A 16687-nucleotide genomic window follows, 5' to 3' on the forward strand; every position below is an offset into this window, starting at 1 on the left:
CATGCTCTGACGGGCGCCACAATTGGTGCGAATATTCCGATTCCGCCATCGGAGTCGGGCCTTGCAAGTGATCGGCCGGTTCCCATGTGGTTGCGTGGAAAGCGCAGTCGGAGGGACTGACCATGTCATATTCCGGTTCAACCAATGCGGGTGGCGGTGGCGGCTGGCACGATGGTGGCCCACCGGATGTTCGCCCCCATGCGTTCGATCCCTATTTGGAGCCGGAACTGTTTCGCGGCGTGCTGACGCGCCGGGTGTTTGCCTTCCTCATCGACGTGATCGTGCTTGCGATCCCCGTGGTGCTTGCCGTGGTGTTCATCGCCTTGTTCGGATTGATCACGCTCGGGCTGGGCTGGGCGCTGTTTTGGCTGGTCTCGCCGGCCTCAGTGATCTGGGCGCTCGTCTATTACGGCGCCACGCTCGGTGGTCCGCATTCGGCTACCATCGGGATGCGGGTGATGGACCTGGAGTTGCGCACCTGGTACGGCGCATCCGGGTATTTCCTGCTCGGCGCCATGCATGCGGTGCTATTCTGGATTTCGATCTCGTTCCTCTCGCCGCTTGTTCTGTTGCTCGGGCTGCTCAACGCCCGCCGGCGGCTGTTGCACGATTTCGTGCTGGGAACCGTTATCATCAACAATTCGGTCCGCTCCCCGATCGGACAAACGGCGCGTAGCTATTGAACTCCCACAAGACAATTGACCATCGGCCCCGGCAGCGCGATGCTGTTCGAGTCCTAAAGACCTGACGCCCCGTGACCCAGCACTCGCGTGACACCCCGCAATTCTACCTGACGGCGCCCTCGCCCTGCCCTTATCTGCCAGGTCGGCACGAGCGCAAGGTGTTCACGCATCTGGTGGGCGACAAGGCGGCCGACCTCAACGACCTGCTCACTCATGGCGGCTTCCGCCGCAGCCAGTCGATCGCTTATCGTCCGGCCTGCGACCAATGCCGCGCCTGCGTCTCCGTGCGTGTCATCGCCAACGAATTCCGTCCCTCGCGCAGCTTCCGCAAGGTCCTGGCGCGCAACTCCGATGTCATCGGCGAGCAGCGCAGCGCCGTGCCGACCTCTGAGCAATATTCGATTTTCCGCGCCTATCTCGACCAGCGGCATCGCCACGGCGGCATGGCCGACATGACCGTGCTCGACTACGCGATGATGGTGGAGGACAGCCATGTCGAGACCCGCATCATCGAATACCGCCGTCGTGGCGTCGACAGTGGAATCACTGGGCGCGGCGACGAGTTGATCGCGGTGGCGCTCACCGATGTGCTGAGCGACGGGCTGTCGATGGTGTATTCCTTCTTCGAGCCCTCACTGCACGAGCGCTCGCTCGGCACTTTCATGATCCTCGACCATATCGCGCGGGCACGGCGGCAAGGCCTGCCTTACGTCTATCTTGGCTACTGGATCGAGGGCTCCAAGAAGATGGACTACAAGGCCCGCTTCCTACCGCAGCAGCGGCTCGCGCCTTCGGGCTGGCTGCGGGTCGACGCGTCAGGCGATGTGGCCAGCGAGCCGCAGGATTAGCTCTCCCACTATCTTGACGGGCAAGCCGAGGATATACATATTTTCGATGTATATCTATGGAGGATTGTCATGCAGGTCGCCAAATGGGGAAATAGTCTGGCCGTCCGTCTTCCTGCGGCCGTCGTTGAGGCGCTTGCGCTCAAGGAAGGCGATGAGATCGAAATTCACGTCGCCGGCACGCGGCAATTCGATATTGCCCGTAAGCCCGGACGTGATGAACTCTTGAAGCGCCTCCGTGCGTTCCGCGGTCGTTTGCCTGCCGATTTCAAATTCGACAGGGAAGAGGCGAATGCCCGCTGATTTCTTCGACACGAGCGTGCTCGTTTACATTGTCTCCGGGGACACGGAGAAAGCCGATCGAGCCGAGGCTGTGGTCGCGAAGGGCGGAGCAATCAGCGTACAAGTCCTCAACGAAGTCGCCAATGTATCACGGCGGAAGATGCGGATGTCATGGGCAGAGACCCATTCATTTCTGAGCACGCTGCGCAGCGTGCTGGACGTCCATCCTCTCACGTTAGAGACGCATGAAACGGGGCTGCACCTCGCCGAGCGGTACGGTTTTTCCACCTATGACGCGATGATCGCAGCTTCTGCACTTCAAGCCGGCAGCAAGAGGTTGTGGTCAGAGGATATGCAGCACGGCATGACCTTGGATCAAGGTCTCCGGATCATCAATCCGTTTCGGAACTGAACGCGGCTCACCCGCTCACGTAATCGAACACCAGCTTCGCATTCAGCGCGATGATCAGCGCCGCGATCACGGTCGCGAGCACCGTCAGCCAGCGCGGCGCCACGAACGGCCCCATCTTCGCGCTGCTCGCGGTGAACATCACCAGCGGCACCACCGCGAACGGCAATTGCAGGCTGAGCACGACCTGGCTCAGGATCAGGAGCTTGCCTGTCGCCTTCTCGCCGGCCAGCACGGTGACGATCACCGCGGGCAGGATGGCGATCATCCGCGTCAGCAGCCGGCGCAGCCAAGGCGTGATGCGGAAATTCAAAAAGCCTTCCATCACGATCTGGCCCGACAGGGTCGCGGTGATGGTCGAGTTCAGCCCGCAGCAGAGCAGCGCGACGGCAAACAGCGTCGGCGCCAACGTCGAGCCGAGCAACGGCGCCAGAAAGGAATGCGCCTGGTCCAGTTCGGCCACCTCGGTCTGGCCCGAGCGATGGAACGTCGCCGCCGCCAGGATCAGGATGGAGGCGTTGATGACGAAGGCAAAGCAGAGCGCGATGGTGGAATCGATGGTCGCAAGCGTGATGGCTTCGTGCTTCTCGGCGGGCGTCCGGCCGTAGCCGCGCGTCTGCACCAGGCCCGAATGCAGATAGAGATTATGCGGCATCACGGTGGCGCCGAGAATGCCGAGCCCGAGATAGAGCATGTCGTGATTGGCGAGAAGATCGCTACTCGGCAGGAAGCCGCGGATCACCGCACCCCAATCGGGATCGGCAAGCGCGATCTGCACGGCAAAGCAGGCGGCGATCACGCCTAGCATCGTCACCACGAAGGCCTCGATCCAGCGAAAGCCAAAGGCTTGCAGCGCCAGGATGAGAAAGACGTCGAGCGCGGTGATCACGACGCCGATGGCGAGCGGAATCTCGAACAGCAGGTTGAGGCCGATCGCGGTGCCGATCACTTCGGCAAGATCAGTCGCGGTGATCGCGACCTCAGCCGACAGCCACAACGGCCAGGCCACCCAGCGCGGACAGGAATCGCGGCACGCCTGCGCCAGGTCACGCCCGGCGCCGACGCCGAGCCGCGTGCACAGCGACTGCAGCACGATCGCCATGACATTGGACAGCAGTGCGACGGTCAGCAGCGAATAGCCGAATTTCGAGCCGCCGGCGAGCGAGGTGGCCCAATTGCCGGGGTCCATATAGCCAACGGCGACGAGATAGCCGGGACCGAGAAAGGCGAGCAGCTTGCGCCAGAACGACCCTTCCCGCGCGGTCCGCACCGACGCGAACATGTCCGAGAGCGAAGGTTCGCCGCGCGCGCCGCGCCATCCCGGGGCCGACGACGTGTCCCGGACGTCCACCTCGGATTCAGAGACAAAACCGCCGGGCCTAGCGTCCATGGGCACAGGATGACCGAATTCCGTTTTTATTGCAACTCATTTGCAAAAGCATCTAGACACATCCTGGTGTTCCAGTGGCTTACGCCCGCCCAGTTTCCTCGCTCCTATCGGTAAGCGGGTGGGTTTGGCGGCTCTCGCTCCGCATAATGCAGTCAATCAGCAATCCGGGAACCGCGCTATGTCCGAGATCAAAGACGACCTTCACCTTCCCGCAACCTTCAACCGCCTGGCCTGGTCCAACCTCGCCGCGCAGTCGGCCGAGCAGATTGCGCTTGCGGCCGCTCCCATCGTCGCCGTGCTGTCGCTCGGCGTCGCGGAAGGAGCAACCGGGCTATTGCAAACGGCCCTGACCGCCCCGTTCGTGCTGTTCGCGATCCCCGCAGGCCTCCTCACCGACCGCATCTCGCGGCGCGTGTTGATGGCGGGTGCGGAGGCGCTACGCGCGGCGGCACTGGCCGCCATCCTGCTCTTGATCTGGTCCGGCTGGCTGAAACTATCGTGGCTTGCGCTGCTCGGCTTCGTCGCGGTGTGCGGCACGGTCGCCTACAGCGTCGCGGCGCCGGCGCTGGTGCCGTCCCTGGTCGCGCCGCAACTGTTGCCGGCGGCAAATGCGCGGATCGAGCTTGCGCGCACCGTGGCCTTCGCCAGCGGACCCGCGCTCGGCGGCGTGCTGGTCGGCTGGGTCGGCGCCGGCCCGGCGTTCGGATTTGCCGCGGCGCTGTCCGCGATCGCCGTGGTGCTGCTTGCGGGGATCTACGAGCCGGCGCGGCAGCCAGCGGCGCGGCGTCATCCGCTGCAGGAGATCCGCGAGGGTGCAAGTTTCGTCATGCATCATGCGCTGCTGCGGCCGGTCTTCATCACGCAGTTCATCTTCAACACCGGCTGGTTCGTCATATCCGCCGTGTTCGTGCCCTACGCGGTGCGCCATCTCGCGCTATCGGCGACCGGCGTCGGCACCACTCTCGCGATGTACGGCATCGGCATGGTGGTCGGCGCGCTCGCGGCGACGCGGGTGATGAAGCGCCTGCCCTTCGGTACCGTCATTGGGCTTGGGCCGGTGTGCGGTTTCGCAGCGGCCGGGATCATGGCGCTGACGACCGTCGCGTCGACGCCGCTGCTCGCGGGCTTGAGTTTTTTCCTCCTCGGCGTCGGCCCGATCCTGTGGGTGATCTCGACCACGACCTTGCGGCAATCGGTGACACCGCCGCGACTGCTCGGCCGCGTCTCGGCGATCAACATCCTGAGCTACGGCGCGCGTCCGCTGGGCTCGGCGATCGGCGCCATCGTCGGCGGGCTCTACGGCGCCGAAGCCTGCCTATATCTTGCCTTCGCCATCTTCGGCGCGCAGGCCGTGGTGATCCTGCTGTCGCCCGCGGTGAGCCTCGCGCGCCAGCCGGAGATGGTCGGGGACGGGCAAGCCGCGTCCGCCTGCTGAAGAAAAACTAGCTCTTCAAATAGCGCTCGTAACCGCCCGTCATGGCCTCGTTGCCGGCCATGTCGGGATCGAGCGTGTAGAGATCCTGCGCGCGTCCGATCCCGCGCAGCGCGTAGCGGCCCGTCGAAACCAGATAGCGGCGGCCCGTTGCATCGAGGCCGCTGCGAAACTCCGATGACGCCAGCAGTTGGCGATCCACCGAATTGCACATCGACGCGATGCGGCTGACCTCATTGACGGCAGGCCCCACCACCGTGAAGTCGAGCCGGTCCTCGCTACCGATATTGCCGTAAAAGACTTCGCCGACATGCAGACCGACATAGGCGGACGTGACCGGCTTCCCGGCGGCGGAACGCTCACCATTCACCGCGCTCATGTTGAGCCGAAAGCGATGCTCGGCCCGCAGCGCCGCCCGCCGTGCAACGGCCATGTCCTCGCCGGTGAAGATCGCGAGCACCCCATCTCCAATCAGCTTGAGCACGTCGCCGCCGGCGTCATGGATCGCCTCGATCGAGGCCTGCGCATAATCGTTGAGGAACGGGATGATCTCGTCCGGCCCGATGCTCTCCGAAATCGCCGTCGAGCCCCGCAGGTCGGAGAACCACAAGACCGCATTGATGCGCTCGGTCACGCCGCGCGAGATGCGCCCGCGCAGCACCTGCTCCGATGCATCGCGTCCGAGATAGACGCGCCCCAGCGTGCGCGCGATGTCGACGTGCTGCGCCGACTTGATCGCAAGCCCGAGCACCGGCACCAGGTCGCGCAGCGCGGCAAGCTGTCCCTTGGTAAAGCCCTCCTGGCGACGGGTCGTCCAGTAGGAATAAAAGCAGTCCATCTGACCAAGCGTGCCGGCATCGCCGAAACGATGCACGAAGGCGAGGAAGTGCCGGTGGCCTTTCTCGGCGAGATCGCCGATCATGGAAAAGTCGCGGCCGGCGCAGTCGGAGAGATCAAGGATGAACTCGTCGTGCCCATTCTCGAGCATGTAATGGAAGACGGAGCGGCGCCAGTTTCTGGCCGCATCGCCCTCCGCGCTCGATGTGTATTGGAACGTGTCGCTTTCATTGCTTTCGCGGTCGTTCCAGCGAAAGCCGCGCCCCTCATAGATCGGATGCAGCGTATCGATGAACGCGAGCCCGCGCGACAAGGCAAGTCCGGCTGCCCTGCAGCGCTCGCAGAAGCCGCGAATCAGGTCGGTCTCGGGAAGACCTGTGAGGCCCTGGCTGACGAGCCAGTTCATCAGGTCCAGACGGGAGGCAAGTTCCATGCAAGCGATTATGCCGCGCAATCATGTCGGGTGGAAGGTGGCCTTGCGGCCGGTGCGCTTGACGAGTGCGCTGGTGGCGTCGCAAATGCTGCATAAGATGCATGACCGGCAAGCAAGACGGCGCCCGACGGCATGAACGGGCGCCGCTATCCCCTGATCCTGGCACTCGGCATCACGCAGACGTTGGCCTGGGCTTCCAGCTACTACCTGCCGGCGATCCTGGCCGATCCGATCGCACGCGATCTCTCCATGTCCTCCAACTGGGTCTTTGGCGCCTTTTCGGCAGCGCTGGTGATTTCCGCCCTGCTTGGACCGCGGGTCGGCCGCCAGATCGATCTGATCGGCGGCCGCCCGGTGCTGACGATCTCGAACCTGACGCTGGCGGGCGGGCTGGCATTGCTTGGCCTCACCCACTCGCTTCCCATGCTGGTTGCGGCCTGGCTGTTGCTCGGCATCGGCATGGGATACGGGCTCTATGACGCCGCCTTTGGCGCATTGGGCCGCATCTATGGCGAGGCGGCGCGCGGGCCGATCACCGGCATCACGCTGATGGCGGGCTTTGCTTCCACCATCGGCTGGCCGCTGACGGCGCTGGGGCTGGAACACATCGGCTGGCGCGAGACCTGCTTTGCCTGGGCGGCCGCGCACATTGTGATCGGGCTTCCGCTCAATTTCTTCATGCTTCCACCTGTCCCCGGCGCGAAGCGCGCCGCCGCAAGTTCGGTCAAGCCGCACATCCCGATCGACCGGACCATGGTGCTGATCGCTTTTGCTTTCGCCGCCGCATGGACCGTGACCGGCGCGATGGCCGCCCACTTCCCGCGCATCATGGAAGCGGCGGGCGCAACACCGGTGCAGGCGGTGGCGGCCGGCGCGCTGATCGGGCCTGCGCAGGTCGGGGCGCGTATTGTCGAAGCGGCTGTGCTGAAGCGCTATCATCCGATTGTCTCGACGCGCCTCGCCTGCCTCACGCACCCGCTCGGCGCGGCGATCCTCGCGCTGACGGGCGGCGCGACGCCCGGCCTGTTTGCGCTCCTTCACGGTTCCGGCAACGGCATTCTGACCATTGCGCGCGGCACCCTGCCGCTCGCGATTTTCGGTCCGCAGAACTACGCCTATCGGCTGGGCCTGATCGGAGCGCCATCGCGCATGGCACAAGCGGCGGCGCCGTTGTTGTTCGGTCTTCTGATCGACGTGATGGGAAGCGGCATTCTGATCGTCTCATCCGCGCTCAGCCTCGCCGCCCTCGCGGCGCTGATGCTGCTGAGACAAAGGCCGGAGCCGTCCTGAAGGGCTCGAGAGCGAAATTGCTCTTCCCATTGCCGGGCGTTTGCCGCACAACGCTCGGCATGGACAACCAGACAGATCCGGAGAGCGGCTTCAGAAAACGATGGCGCTGGCTCAGCACGCCACCGCAGGTCTACGTGCTTTACCTGGTCGGCCTGATCGTGGTGTGGATGGTTTCGTTCTACGCGGGAACGCTGAACCCGAGGAAGACGGTCACGCCCATCGCGCCACCTGTTTCCGCTCCAGTCAGATAGCGGCTCGCGTCGGTTAAATCAGCGGTTCGACATCACGCCCGCCGCGGCGCGCTAACCCAGTGCTGCAGCCGCCGCGCTGCTCACAGCTATTTTGAATGCGATCTCCAATAATCCGCGAGACGATCCGCCCACATCCGCGCGTGTATATCCGTGCCGGCATGGCGCATGTGGCAGCCATCATATCGCAAAGCGAGGCCGATCTTGTCGGTATCAGGACCGGCATACGCGCCGAGCGCTGGATTGGGCACCGCGCCTTGCGCCGAGCGGATAATCTCGTCGGGAACGCTGCCGCACAGCGTCGCCGTCGCGACGAAAACGGGCCCCGTCACATCAGCGGCGCGCAGGCCCGCGATGATCTCCAGGTAGTTGCGCAGATATGACAGCCGGCCGGCCTCTTTCATCTGCGTGGTGACGTGCAGGATCGTGCCATCCTCTGCGCCGTTCGTGGAGAAGGCGAAGGCATTGAACTCGCCCTGGTGCCAGAGGACGGCACTTGGCTCGAGCTTCGCGTCCCGCAGCGCCGCGATGGTTGCCAACAGCACCTCGAAATACTTGCCGCCGCGCGCGCGCCACTCTTCCAGATAGGTCCCGCTGATCGCCACCGGTGCGATCACCAGGTTTTTCACGAGCCCGCGATCCATCAACTCATCGCCAAGCTGGGCCGCGACGTTCTCGCCCTCGCCGGCTGTTCCCAGCAGCGGATTGCGCGCGATGTAGCATTGTCCGTCGAAGCGATCGAAATTGTAGAAGACATTGTGCGGCCGGTAGAGCCTGCCTTGGTCCGGCGCTCCCGTGTTCGAGAAATTCGATTGCCCCGCGGTCAGCAAGACCGCCAGACCCTCCCGCGGAATCTGGTCGCATGGAATCGGGGTGGCCTTCGCCCGCACGGCCTCGTTGTCCTGCAGCAGGCAGCGCGAAGCGTTGCCGCCCGCGATGAAATCCGCATCCGAGCCATATAACGCACGCGCGAGATTGCGCCCCTGGAGCAAGCGCGTCACCTCGGGGTCGCCGCTGGCATCATCGATCCGGCGATCGATATCATCGAAGCTGGCGCGGCGCGCGCGGACGCGTTCGACCAGCGCCAGAAAGCTCGGCCGGGTCGAGATTGGCCCGGTAGCGCAAGGGACGCAATTGCCGTCACGCGATTTGGCCGACGTGGTCGGCTGGCATGCGTCGCGCTCGGGCAGCACCTGGGCGGCGGCACTCGGAACGATCAGCGCCAGGCACAGGGCGATCGCTACGGCCACGGACGAGAGGAATGGCATCATGTTGGGCTCTGGAAGCGCCGGGCGCGGCGATCTCGTTGCATCGGGAGTGGGTTATAGTCCGCGTTTATGAATCAGAACCGAATCAAATCGGAGGTTTTCGCGTTCCTTGCCGCGGGCTGGTGGCCGACCGCACTTCTGCTGGCGGGCACCGCAGCGGCCGCCCCGGTGCTGGGTGGCCTCGTCAGGCCGATCTTTGTGCTCGGATGCGCCGTTGCAGGGTGGTTTGCCTGGCGCAAGAGCGCCGAGGCGCACGTTCAGTCGGCCATCCTGCTGTTTGCTTTCGCGCCTTTCGTGCGCCGCCTGGTCGATGTGGTCGCGGGCTTCGACCCCTCAAGCATCATGCTCAGCGGCCCACTGCTGTTCATTGTGGCGCCCTTCCCAAGCTTCTGGTCCCTGCTGGCGAGCAAGGACCGGCCGAGCAATCCCTGGCTGGTACTGCCTGTCATCATTCTGGCCTGCGTCGTCTATGGCGCTGCGTTGTCGATCTTTCAGAATGACTGGTTCAATGCCGCCAATGGCGGGATGAAATGGGCCGCACCCGTGCTCTACGCGATGGCCCTGCAGCAGCAGGCCGACTCCCGTTTCGCGCTCGCGCACGCGATGGCGCGCATGTTCCTGGTGGTTCTGCCGCTCACCGGACTTTACGGCATTTGGCAATATGTCGATCCGCAGAGCTGGGATCAGTTCTGGATGGTGAATGCGAGCATCACCTCGGTCGGCTATCCACTGCCTTACATGGTCCGTGTCTTCAGCACCATGAACGCGCCGGCGAGCTACGCGACCTTTACCGCGACCGGGCTGCTGCTGGTCGGCTTCCTGCGGCCAGGCTGGCAAGCGCTGGCGGCGAGCGTGCCGGCGGCGATTGGCCTCTTGCTATCGCTGTACCGCACAAGCTGGATCGCGCTGGCGGTATGCGTGCTGTTTTGCATGCTTTTCCAGCAGACCCGGAAACGAGCACTGGCGACAACCATCGGCATTGCCTGCGCCGTGATTGCCGCGACCGCGTTTGCGCCATTCAGCGACGTCATCACATCGCGATTTGAATCGCTCGGCAGCGTTGCGAATGACAGCAGCGGCACCGAGCGGCTGGATGAGTTCGTGACATTGTGGAACGCGCCGGACAGCACAGTCACAGGCAGAGGGTTCACCATCACGGACGTCGGCGTCGCCGGCGCCATGCCGATCGATGGGCAAATCATCGCGAGCTGGGTGACCATGGGCATTCCGGTCGGACTGGTGTGCCTGGCGGCCTACATCTGGACTGGCCTTTGGGCAGCGTCGGCGGCCTGGCGGATGCCGATGCGCGAGGGCGTCGTTCTCGGCGCGCTGGCCGTTGGGGCGCTGCTGGTCCAGATGCCGCTGACCAGCGTCTCGTCGGGCGAGGTGTCCGCGCTGTTCTGGATGTGCGTCGCGATGGCCTGTCCGATCGATCAGACCGCCGGCGCGGCGGAGACGAGCGCGCTACCGGCGCCGGACAACCAGACCAGCGTCTGATCAGGCATCCCAGGCCATCGACAAGCAACGGATTGACAGCCGACGTCGGCCTCGGTGTAATGGGTCTATGGGGACACCGCGATCTCCCCACGAGGCGACATGCCCAAGTATCGCGTCCCGTCATCTTTTGCGAGGACGCCATCCATGTCCGCTTACACCACGATATCTCCGGAAAAATTGGCACGGCTGATCGGCACGCCGAACAGTCCTGCCGTGATCGATGTCCGCACCGAGGAGGATTTCGCCGCCGACCCGCGGCTGATCCCCGGCGCGCTTCGGCGCAAGGCGGAAGCCGTTCGCGACTGGGGTAGAGAGTTTGCCGGTCGTTCCGTGATCGTCACGTGCCTGCGGGGCGAGACGCTCGCGCAGGGCACGGCCGCCTGGCTGAGACACCTGGAGGTGCGCGCCGAAACACTCGACGGCGGCTTTCAGGGCTGGAAAGCCGCGAAGCTTCCCCTCGTGCCGCTGGCAAAATTACCGCCACGCGACGCAGAAGGACGCACCGTCTGGGTCACGCGCGCGCGGCCGAAGATCGACCGCATCGCCTGCCCCTGGCTGATCCGCAGGTTCGTCGATCCGCGGGCGGTGTTCCTGTTCGTCGCGCCCGCTGAGGTCGTCGGCGTCGGCGAGCGTTACGATGCCGCACCGTTCGACATCGAAAACGTGTTCTGGAGCCATCGCGGCGAGCGCTGCACCTTCGATGTCATGGTCGAGGAATTCGGCCTCGCCAGCCCGCCCCTTCTGCGCCTTGCGACCATGGTGCGCGGCGCGGACACCGCAAGACTCGATCTCTGTCCCGAAGCGCCCGGCCTGCTCGCGGCCTCGCTCGGCCTGTCGCGCATGTATGACGACGATCTCAAGCAGCTTGAGGCTGGGATCGTGCTTTACGATGCGTTCTATCGCTGGTGCCGCGATGCGACCGACGAGACGCATAATTGGCCCACCAACAAGGTGAAGCCGTAGCGGGCGTGGACCTGGAGTACGACAGAGAGGCTGACGCCGATCACGGCGTCGGCCTCGAACCATCGCTCGCACGCGTCACGGCCGTGATCAAAAATCGCGTCATGCGGCCGTTACCTTCGATGGCGATCAATCGCGGACTATTGTCCAGCCACCGCTCGTACCGGTGCTAATGTTCGCCAAAGACCTCAGGCTCCGGCCGGAGAGATGTAAGCAAGCCTGACGACCTTGCTCGGCAAACGGTGCTGCTGTGCGACGTAGCGGTCAAACCCTATTCCGCAGGTTCCCCGCGAATTGGTCGCGTAAGTACCCAGCGTTGGTCGCATTGCTGCCGTAACCCACTGGAATGATGATCGGAAATACAGGGGTACCAAGATGCCATACACTGTTGTTTTCAGCGCGATGGACAACGGCGATGCGTCGGCCACCGATGCGACCACAGCAAAGGAGGCGCTCGCGATCATCGACGCGCTCCAACGAAGTCACGAGGAGATCATCTTCATAAGATCACCTCACGAAGGCGAGATCGGAGTCGAGATGCTTCGGGTCCTGGCGAAGGAAGAAGAAGAGGAGCTGCCCATGGCCATGGGCCAATAATCGACGCAATCACAGAACTTGGGCGTATGAAGTATGGCGGATGTACCCAGCTTCATGCGTTCTGAATAAGCCCCCGGAAGAGAGGTTCGGGGGCTTATTCATTTGGGCGGATTGATGCGGCCGAGGCGACCGCGCGAACACGCGAGAACACACGAATTGGCCTGAGCAGGTCGCGTCCTCTCGCCAGACGAGCCACGCGACGGCGTGCTCCGGATCGCGCGCTCCAATCGTGCCGGGGCAATCGAGGTACGGCGAGAGACGATCATCTAGTGCACCGTCCCCCAGTCCGGTGGAGGAAGGTTCGTCAGATCGTAAAGATATTGCAGCTCGGCTTCGAGGCGCTCGTTGAGCAATAGCAGCGCCTTCAACGCGCCGTGAACGTCGCCGCTGCATTCGTCAATGAGATGGTTGATCAAGTCGTTGATTGACATCGTTGCCCCCATGCGCGCGGGTTACACTCATCGCTGCCGTCTGAGGCAAAACTGAGCCTAGTCCCCAGAATCCACAGTCGGATCCACAATGGGCGGCTTAAGGCTCGCAAACTGAGATCATGATCCGATTACGGAATCGGATCATGATCTCATCTCTTTGTTTGAGCATGATCTTCTCGGAAAACCGGCTTCCACTTTTCCGGATCATGCTCCAGGAGTATCGTCCCCAGCTCGGATCCGGAGTTGCGCTTCGAGCATGATGCCGCACTGCCGCAGGCCAGAGCGGCAAAAAAAACCTCCGCCTGTTGTAGATGGGTGACGCCTCTCCCGCAGCTCGTAAGGTTATGCTGCATTCCGGCTGGGGGGCCGTAACGATGTTCGATGTCTATCTAAATCACAGGCGTGATCTGCTCGTTGTGCGCAAGGGTTTCCCAATACCGCGCAGCGACGCGGCAAGCAGATGGCGCAAGAAAAAGAGAGTCGTCAGCGTCAGCGAGGAGATTAGTCGAGCTGTCCAAAGGCAAGGCTATTACTTACGCAAGTTGAGTACCAAGCACATGCGCTAGGTTTGCTTGCGGACCCTTCCCTGCGGCTGCACCGATATCCGCATCCCATTCGGCGATCGTGGATGCTGCACACCTCGGCTCGGCTTCATCACGCCTTATACCGCGTCCGCCGACGCCAGCCGGCAGGCCTCGCGGCTGGTTTCGACCTGCAAGGTGGCATGATGAATGTTGAAGCGACGCGACAGCCCGTCGCAGACCTTATGCAAGAACGCATCGTCGGAGCCGCAGGGGCGGACGAGGTGCGCGGTCAGCGCGGTCTCGTTGGTGCTCATGGCCCAGATGTGCAGGTCGTGCACGTCGGCAACCCCCTCCAGTCCGGCGAGATAGTCTCTGACATCGGCATATTCGATGCTCCTCGGCACAGCGTCGAGCGCCAGATTGACGCTGTCCCGTGCCAGTCCCCACCCGCTCACGAGCACCACCGCCGCAACGACGAGGCTGGTGGCGGGATCAACCCATAGCCAGCCTGTCAGCGTGATCACCAGGGCCGCAACCACGACGCCGAAGGATACGAGGGCGTCCGCCGCCATGTGCAGAAAGGCGCCGCGAATGTTGAGGTCGCTGGCGCGGCCGCGCATGAACAAGAGCGCGGTAACCCCATTGACGAGAATGCCGAGGGCCGCGACCCAAATCACCGTCGGACCGGCAACGGCCGCGGGGAAACGAAACCGGTCGATGGCTTCCACCACGATGCCGCCGACCGCGAACAACAGCAGGGCTGCGTTGATCAGCGCGGCGAGAATCGATGCCCGCCGGTAGCCATAGGTATGCAGCTCTGTGGGCCGCTTGCTCGAGAGCCAGGCGGCGCCCCACGCCAAGAGCAGCGCGACGACATCGGACAGATTGTGCAGGGCATCCGAAATCAGCGCCAGCGAATTGGCGAGATAGCCAAAGACCAGCTCCGCGATCACGAAGGCCGAGTTGAGGGTTACGCCGACCGCGAAAGCGAAGCCAAAGCTTTGCGGCGCGTGGCTATGGCCCACATGGCCGTGAGAGCGGTCGTGGACGTGATCGTGAACATGCATCGGGCTATAACCCTCGTCCGCTCGAAGCGATCGCAGCAAGGGTTATAGCCCGCGCAGAATTGAACACTATTACAGCCAGATCCTGATCCGATGAGACGGAATTGCTAACGCGGCCCTCGGGGTCCGGATCATGCACTATTCGATGCTTTTGCCGAACCTGTTCGACTTCGGCAGCCCATGCGCGAGGCGGCCGGCATCGGCGCGGTTGCCGCGCCAATCGGCCAGTTCCTTCATGCCCATGCCCTGGTCGCGACCGGCGGAATCCTTCCAGGTCAGCCCGGTCTTGGAATCGAACACGGTCACGTCCGAGAGCGAAGCGCTGGTGTATTTCTGCAGGCGCACACCGCGGCCGCGCGCCATTTCCGGCACCTGATCGATTGGGAAGATCACCATCTTGTGGTTGGTGCCGATCACCGCGACCGTGTCGCCAGCCACGGTCGCGATCGCCCGGGCCTCGTTCGGCATCTCGACATTGAGCACCTGCTTGCCCTTGCGGGTGGTGCCGACGCAGTCTTCCTCCTTGACGATGAAGCCCTGCCCTTCGGAGCTTGCGACCAGGAACTTGCGCTCGCCCTTGTGGACGAACAGGGAGACGATCGCCGCATCCTGCTCCATGTCCACGAACATGCGGATGGGCTCGCCATGGCCACGCCCGCCCGGCAATTTGGCGACATCGAGCGAATAGAATTTGCCGTTGGTGGCGAACAGCAAAAGCTTCGACGTCGTCTCGGCAAAGAAGGCATGATCGAGCTTGTCGTCGGTCTTGAAAGCAAGGCCCGAGAGATCCTCGATATGGCCCTTCAGCGTACGCACCCAGCCCTTCTCGGAAACCACGACGGTGACCGGCTCGCGTTCGACGAAGGCTTCCTCGATCGCGGCGAGATCGTGCTCGGGCGCGTCGGCGAATTGGGTGCGGCGCTTGCCGAGCGGTGTCTTCGGCCCGAACATCTCGCGCACCTTCTTCACCTGCTCGCCGACCTTGGACCATTGCGCCGCTTCCGAGCCGAGCAGCGCTTCGATCTCCTTCAGTTCCTTGCGGAGGTTCTTGTCCTCGGTGCGGATTTCCATTTCCTCGAGCTTGCGCAAGGAGCGCAGGCGCATGTTGAGGATGGCATCGGCCTGGACTTCGGTGAGCTTGAAGGTCTTCATCAACACCGGCTTCGGCTCGTCCTCGGTGCGGATGATCTTGATCACCTTATCGATGTTCAGATAGGCGACCAGATAGCCCGCGAGAATCTCCAGCCGGTGCTCGATCTGCCCCTTGCGGTAGTTGGTGCGCCGGACCAGCACGTCACGCAGATGGTCGAGCCATTCGCGCAGCGCCTCGGCGAGCCCGAGCACCTTCGGCACCCGGCCGCCCTTCACCAGCACGTTGAGATTCAACGGAATGCGGCTTTCCAACTCGGTGAGCCGGAACAGCGATTCCATGAGAAGCTCCGGATCGACCGTGCGCGACTTCGGTTCGATCACGAGCCGAACTTCCGCGGCCGATTCATCGCGGACGTCGCCGACCAGCGGCAGTTTCTTCTCGTTCAGGAGCTCGGCGATCTTCTCGACCAGCCGCGACTTCTGCACGAGCCAGGGGATCTCGGTGATGACGATCTGCCAGGTGCCGCGGGCGCCCTCCTCCTGCACCCATTTTGCACGGGTGCGGAAAGAGCCCCGGCCGGTCGTATAGGCCTCGGCGATCGCCTCCTTGGAATCGACGATGATGCCGCCGGTCGGGAAATCCGGCCCCTTCACCCAGCGCAGCAGCGCGCGCGATTTGGCGGCCGGTTTTTCGATCAGGTGCAACGCGGCGTCGCACAGCTCCGCGGCATTGTGCGGCGGAATGGCGGTCGCCATGCCGACCGCGATGCCTTGCGCACCGTTGGCGAGCAGGTTGGGAAAGCCGCCCGGCAGAACCACCGGCTCTTTGGAATTGCCGTCGTAGTTGGGACGAAAGTCGACAGCCTCTTCATCGATGCCGTCGAGCAGAAGCTGCGCGACTTCCGTCATGCGCGCTTCGGTATAGCGGTAGGCGGCGGCATTATCGCCGTCGATGTTGCCGAAATTGCCCTGGCCGTCGACCAGCGGATAGCGCGCGGCGAAATCCTGCGCGAGGCGCACCATGGCGTCGTAGATCGCCTGATCGCCGTGCGGATGGAACGAACCCATCACGTCGCCGACGATCTTGGCCGATTTCTTGAACGCGGCGTTCGGATCGAGCCGCAGCAGCCGCATGCCATAGAGAATGCGGCGATGCACCGGCTTGAGCCCGTCGCGGGCGTCCGGCAGCGCGCGGTGCATGATGGTGGACAATGCGTAGGAGAGATAGCGCTCTTCCAACGCCTCCCGCAGCGCGATCTCGTCGACCCTGGAGGGCTCGGGCGGAGTCAGTGGTTTGCCCATAAATCCTTTGCTCTCAATCGTTTCGTACCGCTTTTAGGGATCCCGGACGGCGGCGCAAGAGGTGATTCGCCGCAATATAGCAGCCTGCCGCGGCCACCCCAAT

Annotated in this window: 16 protein-coding genes; 10 read left to right on the forward strand and 6 right to left on the reverse strand. The window is 63.6% G+C overall.

What is annotated here, in order from left to right:
• Nucleotides 1-122 precede the first annotated feature (122 nt).
• The 4 genes from P6U23_RS22965 to P6U23_RS22980 all read left to right on the forward strand — a co-directional run bounded on the left by P6U23_RS22965 (nucleotide 123) and on the right by P6U23_RS22980 (nucleotide 2222).
• A complete protein-coding gene (locus P6U23_RS22965; RefSeq protein WP_407174853.1) occupies nucleotides 123-683 on the forward strand; it encodes an RDD family protein in 561 nt (186 codons plus the stop codon).
• A 71-nt stretch (nucleotides 684-754) separates the two neighbouring features.
• Nucleotides 755-1531, forward strand: a complete 777-nt coding sequence (locus tag P6U23_RS22970; protein ID WP_407174854.1) for an arginyltransferase — start codon at nucleotides 755-757, stop codon at nucleotides 1529-1531.
• Nucleotides 1532-1600: 69 nt separating this feature from the next.
• Entirely contained in the window at nucleotides 1601-1831 is a 231-nt protein-coding gene (locus P6U23_RS22975) for an AbrB/MazE/SpoVT family DNA-binding domain-containing protein (protein ID WP_407174855.1), read from the forward strand.
• Nucleotides 1821-2222 (forward strand): PIN domain-containing protein, encoded by a 402-nt coding sequence (locus tag P6U23_RS22980; RefSeq protein WP_407174856.1) that lies wholly within the window; start codon nucleotides 1821-1823, stop codon nucleotides 2220-2222. Before P6U23_RS22975 ends, P6U23_RS22980 begins: the two co-directional genes overlap by 11 nt.
• A gap of 7 nt (nucleotides 2223-2229) precedes the next feature.
• Here P6U23_RS22980 and P6U23_RS22985 read toward each other — a convergent pair whose 3' ends face one another.
• Nucleotides 2230-3609 (reverse strand): Nramp family divalent metal transporter, encoded by a 1380-nt coding sequence (locus P6U23_RS22985; RefSeq protein ID WP_407174857.1) that lies wholly within the window; start codon nucleotides 3607-3609, stop codon nucleotides 2230-2232.
• Nucleotides 3610-3787: 178 nt separating this feature from the next.
• On the opposite strand from P6U23_RS22985, the gene P6U23_RS22990 reads away from it, so the two are divergent.
• Nucleotides 3788-5044, forward strand: a complete 1257-nt coding sequence (locus P6U23_RS22990; RefSeq protein WP_407174858.1) for an MFS transporter — start codon at nucleotides 3788-3790, stop codon at nucleotides 5042-5044.
• 7 nt (nucleotides 5045-5051) lie between these two features.
• Here the strand turns inward: P6U23_RS22990 and P6U23_RS22995 are convergent, their stop codons facing one another.
• Nucleotides 5052-6311: an adenylate/guanylate cyclase domain-containing protein gene (locus P6U23_RS22995; protein WP_407174859.1), complete on the reverse strand. Its 1260-nt coding sequence runs from the start codon at nucleotides 6309-6311 to the stop codon at nucleotides 5052-5054.
• A 132-nt stretch (nucleotides 6312-6443) separates the two neighbouring features.
• Here P6U23_RS22995 and P6U23_RS23000 point away from each other — a divergent pair, with 132 nt between their 5' ends.
• Nucleotides 6444-7601 (forward strand): MFS transporter, encoded by a 1158-nt coding sequence (locus tag P6U23_RS23000; RefSeq protein WP_407174860.1) that lies wholly within the window; start codon nucleotides 6444-6446, stop codon nucleotides 7599-7601.
• A gap of 59 nt (nucleotides 7602-7660) precedes the next feature.
• Complete coding sequence (locus P6U23_RS23005; protein WP_407174861.1) at nucleotides 7661-7852, forward strand: hypothetical protein; 192 nt, start codon at nucleotides 7661-7663, stop codon at nucleotides 7850-7852.
• Nucleotides 7853-7938: 86 nt separating this feature from the next.
• Here the strand turns inward: P6U23_RS23005 and P6U23_RS23010 are convergent, their stop codons facing one another.
• Nucleotides 7939-9120: a sialate O-acetylesterase gene (locus P6U23_RS23010; protein WP_407174862.1), complete on the reverse strand. Its 1182-nt coding sequence runs from the start codon at nucleotides 9118-9120 to the stop codon at nucleotides 7939-7941.
• A gap of 66 nt (nucleotides 9121-9186) precedes the next feature.
• Here P6U23_RS23010 and P6U23_RS23015 point away from each other — a divergent pair, with 66 nt between their 5' ends.
• The 3 genes from P6U23_RS23015 (at nucleotide 9187) to P6U23_RS23025 (ending at nucleotide 12171) form a co-directional block, all read left to right on the forward strand.
• Nucleotides 9187-10614, forward strand: coding sequence for an O-antigen ligase family protein (locus tag P6U23_RS23015; protein WP_407174863.1), 1428 nt, complete (start codon nucleotides 9187-9189; stop codon nucleotides 10612-10614).
• 144 nt (nucleotides 10615-10758) lie between these two features.
• Entirely contained in the window at nucleotides 10759-11577 is an 819-nt protein-coding gene (locus P6U23_RS23020; protein WP_407174864.1) for a chromate resistance protein ChrB domain-containing protein, read from the forward strand.
• Between the two features lie 372 nt (nucleotides 11578-11949).
• The gene (locus P6U23_RS23025; RefSeq protein WP_024512676.1) at nucleotides 11950-12171 is read left to right on the forward strand and encodes a hypothetical protein; all 222 of its coding nucleotides are present in this window, start codon (nucleotides 11950-11952) and stop codon (nucleotides 12169-12171) included.
• Between the two features lie 266 nt (nucleotides 12172-12437).
• On the opposite strand, the gene P6U23_RS23030 is transcribed toward P6U23_RS23025, so the two are convergent.
• The 3 genes from P6U23_RS23030 to parC all read right to left on the reverse strand — a co-directional run bounded on the left by P6U23_RS23030 (nucleotide 12438) and on the right by parC (nucleotide 16584).
• Entirely contained in the window at nucleotides 12438-12602 is a 165-nt protein-coding gene (locus P6U23_RS23030) for a hypothetical protein (protein WP_407174865.1), read from the reverse strand.
• 661 nt (nucleotides 12603-13263) lie between these two features.
• Nucleotides 13264-14193, reverse strand: a complete 930-nt coding sequence (locus P6U23_RS23035) for a cation diffusion facilitator family transporter (protein ID WP_407174866.1) — start codon at nucleotides 14191-14193, stop codon at nucleotides 13264-13266.
• A 135-nt stretch (nucleotides 14194-14328) separates the two neighbouring features.
• A complete protein-coding gene (gene parC, locus P6U23_RS23040; RefSeq protein ID WP_407174867.1) occupies nucleotides 14329-16584 on the reverse strand; it encodes a DNA topoisomerase IV subunit A in 2256 nt (751 codons plus the stop codon).
• Between the last annotated feature and the right edge of the window lie 103 nt (nucleotides 16585-16687).

This window comes from Bradyrhizobium sp. STM 3562 (assembly GCF_045571435.1).
Lineage (GTDB): Bacteria > Pseudomonadota > Alphaproteobacteria > Rhizobiales > Xanthobacteraceae > Bradyrhizobium.

What these genes read in the sequence shown, in the direction of transcription:
- P6U23_RS22965 (WP_407174853.1), top strand. Translation starts at nt 123, where the DNA reads ATGTCATATTCCGGTTCAACCAATGCGGGTGGCGGTGGCGGCTGGCAC.
- P6U23_RS22975 (WP_407174855.1), top strand. Translation starts at nt 1,601, where the DNA reads ATGCAGGTCGCCAAATGGGGAAATAGTCTGGCCGTCCGTCTTCCTGCG.
- P6U23_RS22980 (WP_407174856.1), top strand. Translation starts at nt 1,821, where the DNA reads ATGCCCGCTGATTTCTTCGACACGAGCGTGCTCGTTTACATTGTCTCC.
- P6U23_RS22985 (WP_407174857.1), bottom strand. Translation starts at nt 3,609, where the DNA reads ATGGACGCTAGGCCCGGCGGTTTTGTCTCTGAATCCGAGGTGGACGTC.
- P6U23_RS22990 (WP_407174858.1), top strand. Translation starts at nt 3,788, where the DNA reads ATGTCCGAGATCAAAGACGACCTTCACCTTCCCGCAACCTTCAACCGC.
- P6U23_RS22995 (WP_407174859.1), bottom strand. Translation starts at nt 6,311, where the DNA reads ATGGAACTTGCCTCCCGTCTGGACCTGATGAACTGGCTCGTCAGCCAG.
- P6U23_RS23000 (WP_407174860.1), top strand. Translation starts at nt 6,444, where the DNA reads ATGAACGGGCGCCGCTATCCCCTGATCCTGGCACTCGGCATCACGCAG.
- P6U23_RS23005 (WP_407174861.1), top strand. Translation starts at nt 7,661, where the DNA reads ATGGACAACCAGACAGATCCGGAGAGCGGCTTCAGAAAACGATGGCGC.
- P6U23_RS23010 (WP_407174862.1), bottom strand. Translation starts at nt 9,120, where the DNA reads ATGATGCCATTCCTCTCGTCCGTGGCCGTAGCGATCGCCCTGTGCCTG.
- P6U23_RS23015 (WP_407174863.1), top strand. Translation starts at nt 9,187, where the DNA reads ATGAATCAGAACCGAATCAAATCGGAGGTTTTCGCGTTCCTTGCCGCG.
- P6U23_RS23020 (WP_407174864.1), top strand. Translation starts at nt 10,759, where the DNA reads ATGTCCGCTTACACCACGATATCTCCGGAAAAATTGGCACGGCTGATC.
- P6U23_RS23025 (WP_024512676.1), top strand. Translation starts at nt 11,950, where the DNA reads ATGCCATACACTGTTGTTTTCAGCGCGATGGACAACGGCGATGCGTCG.
- P6U23_RS23030 (WP_407174865.1), bottom strand. Translation starts at nt 12,602, where the DNA reads ATGTCAATCAACGACTTGATCAACCATCTCATTGACGAATGCAGCGGC.
- P6U23_RS23035 (WP_407174866.1), bottom strand. Translation starts at nt 14,193, where the DNA reads ATGCATGTTCACGATCACGTCCACGACCGCTCTCACGGCCATGTGGGC.
- parC (WP_407174867.1), bottom strand. Translation starts at nt 16,584, where the DNA reads ATGGGCAAACCACTGACTCCGCCCGAGCCCTCCAGGGTCGACGAGATC.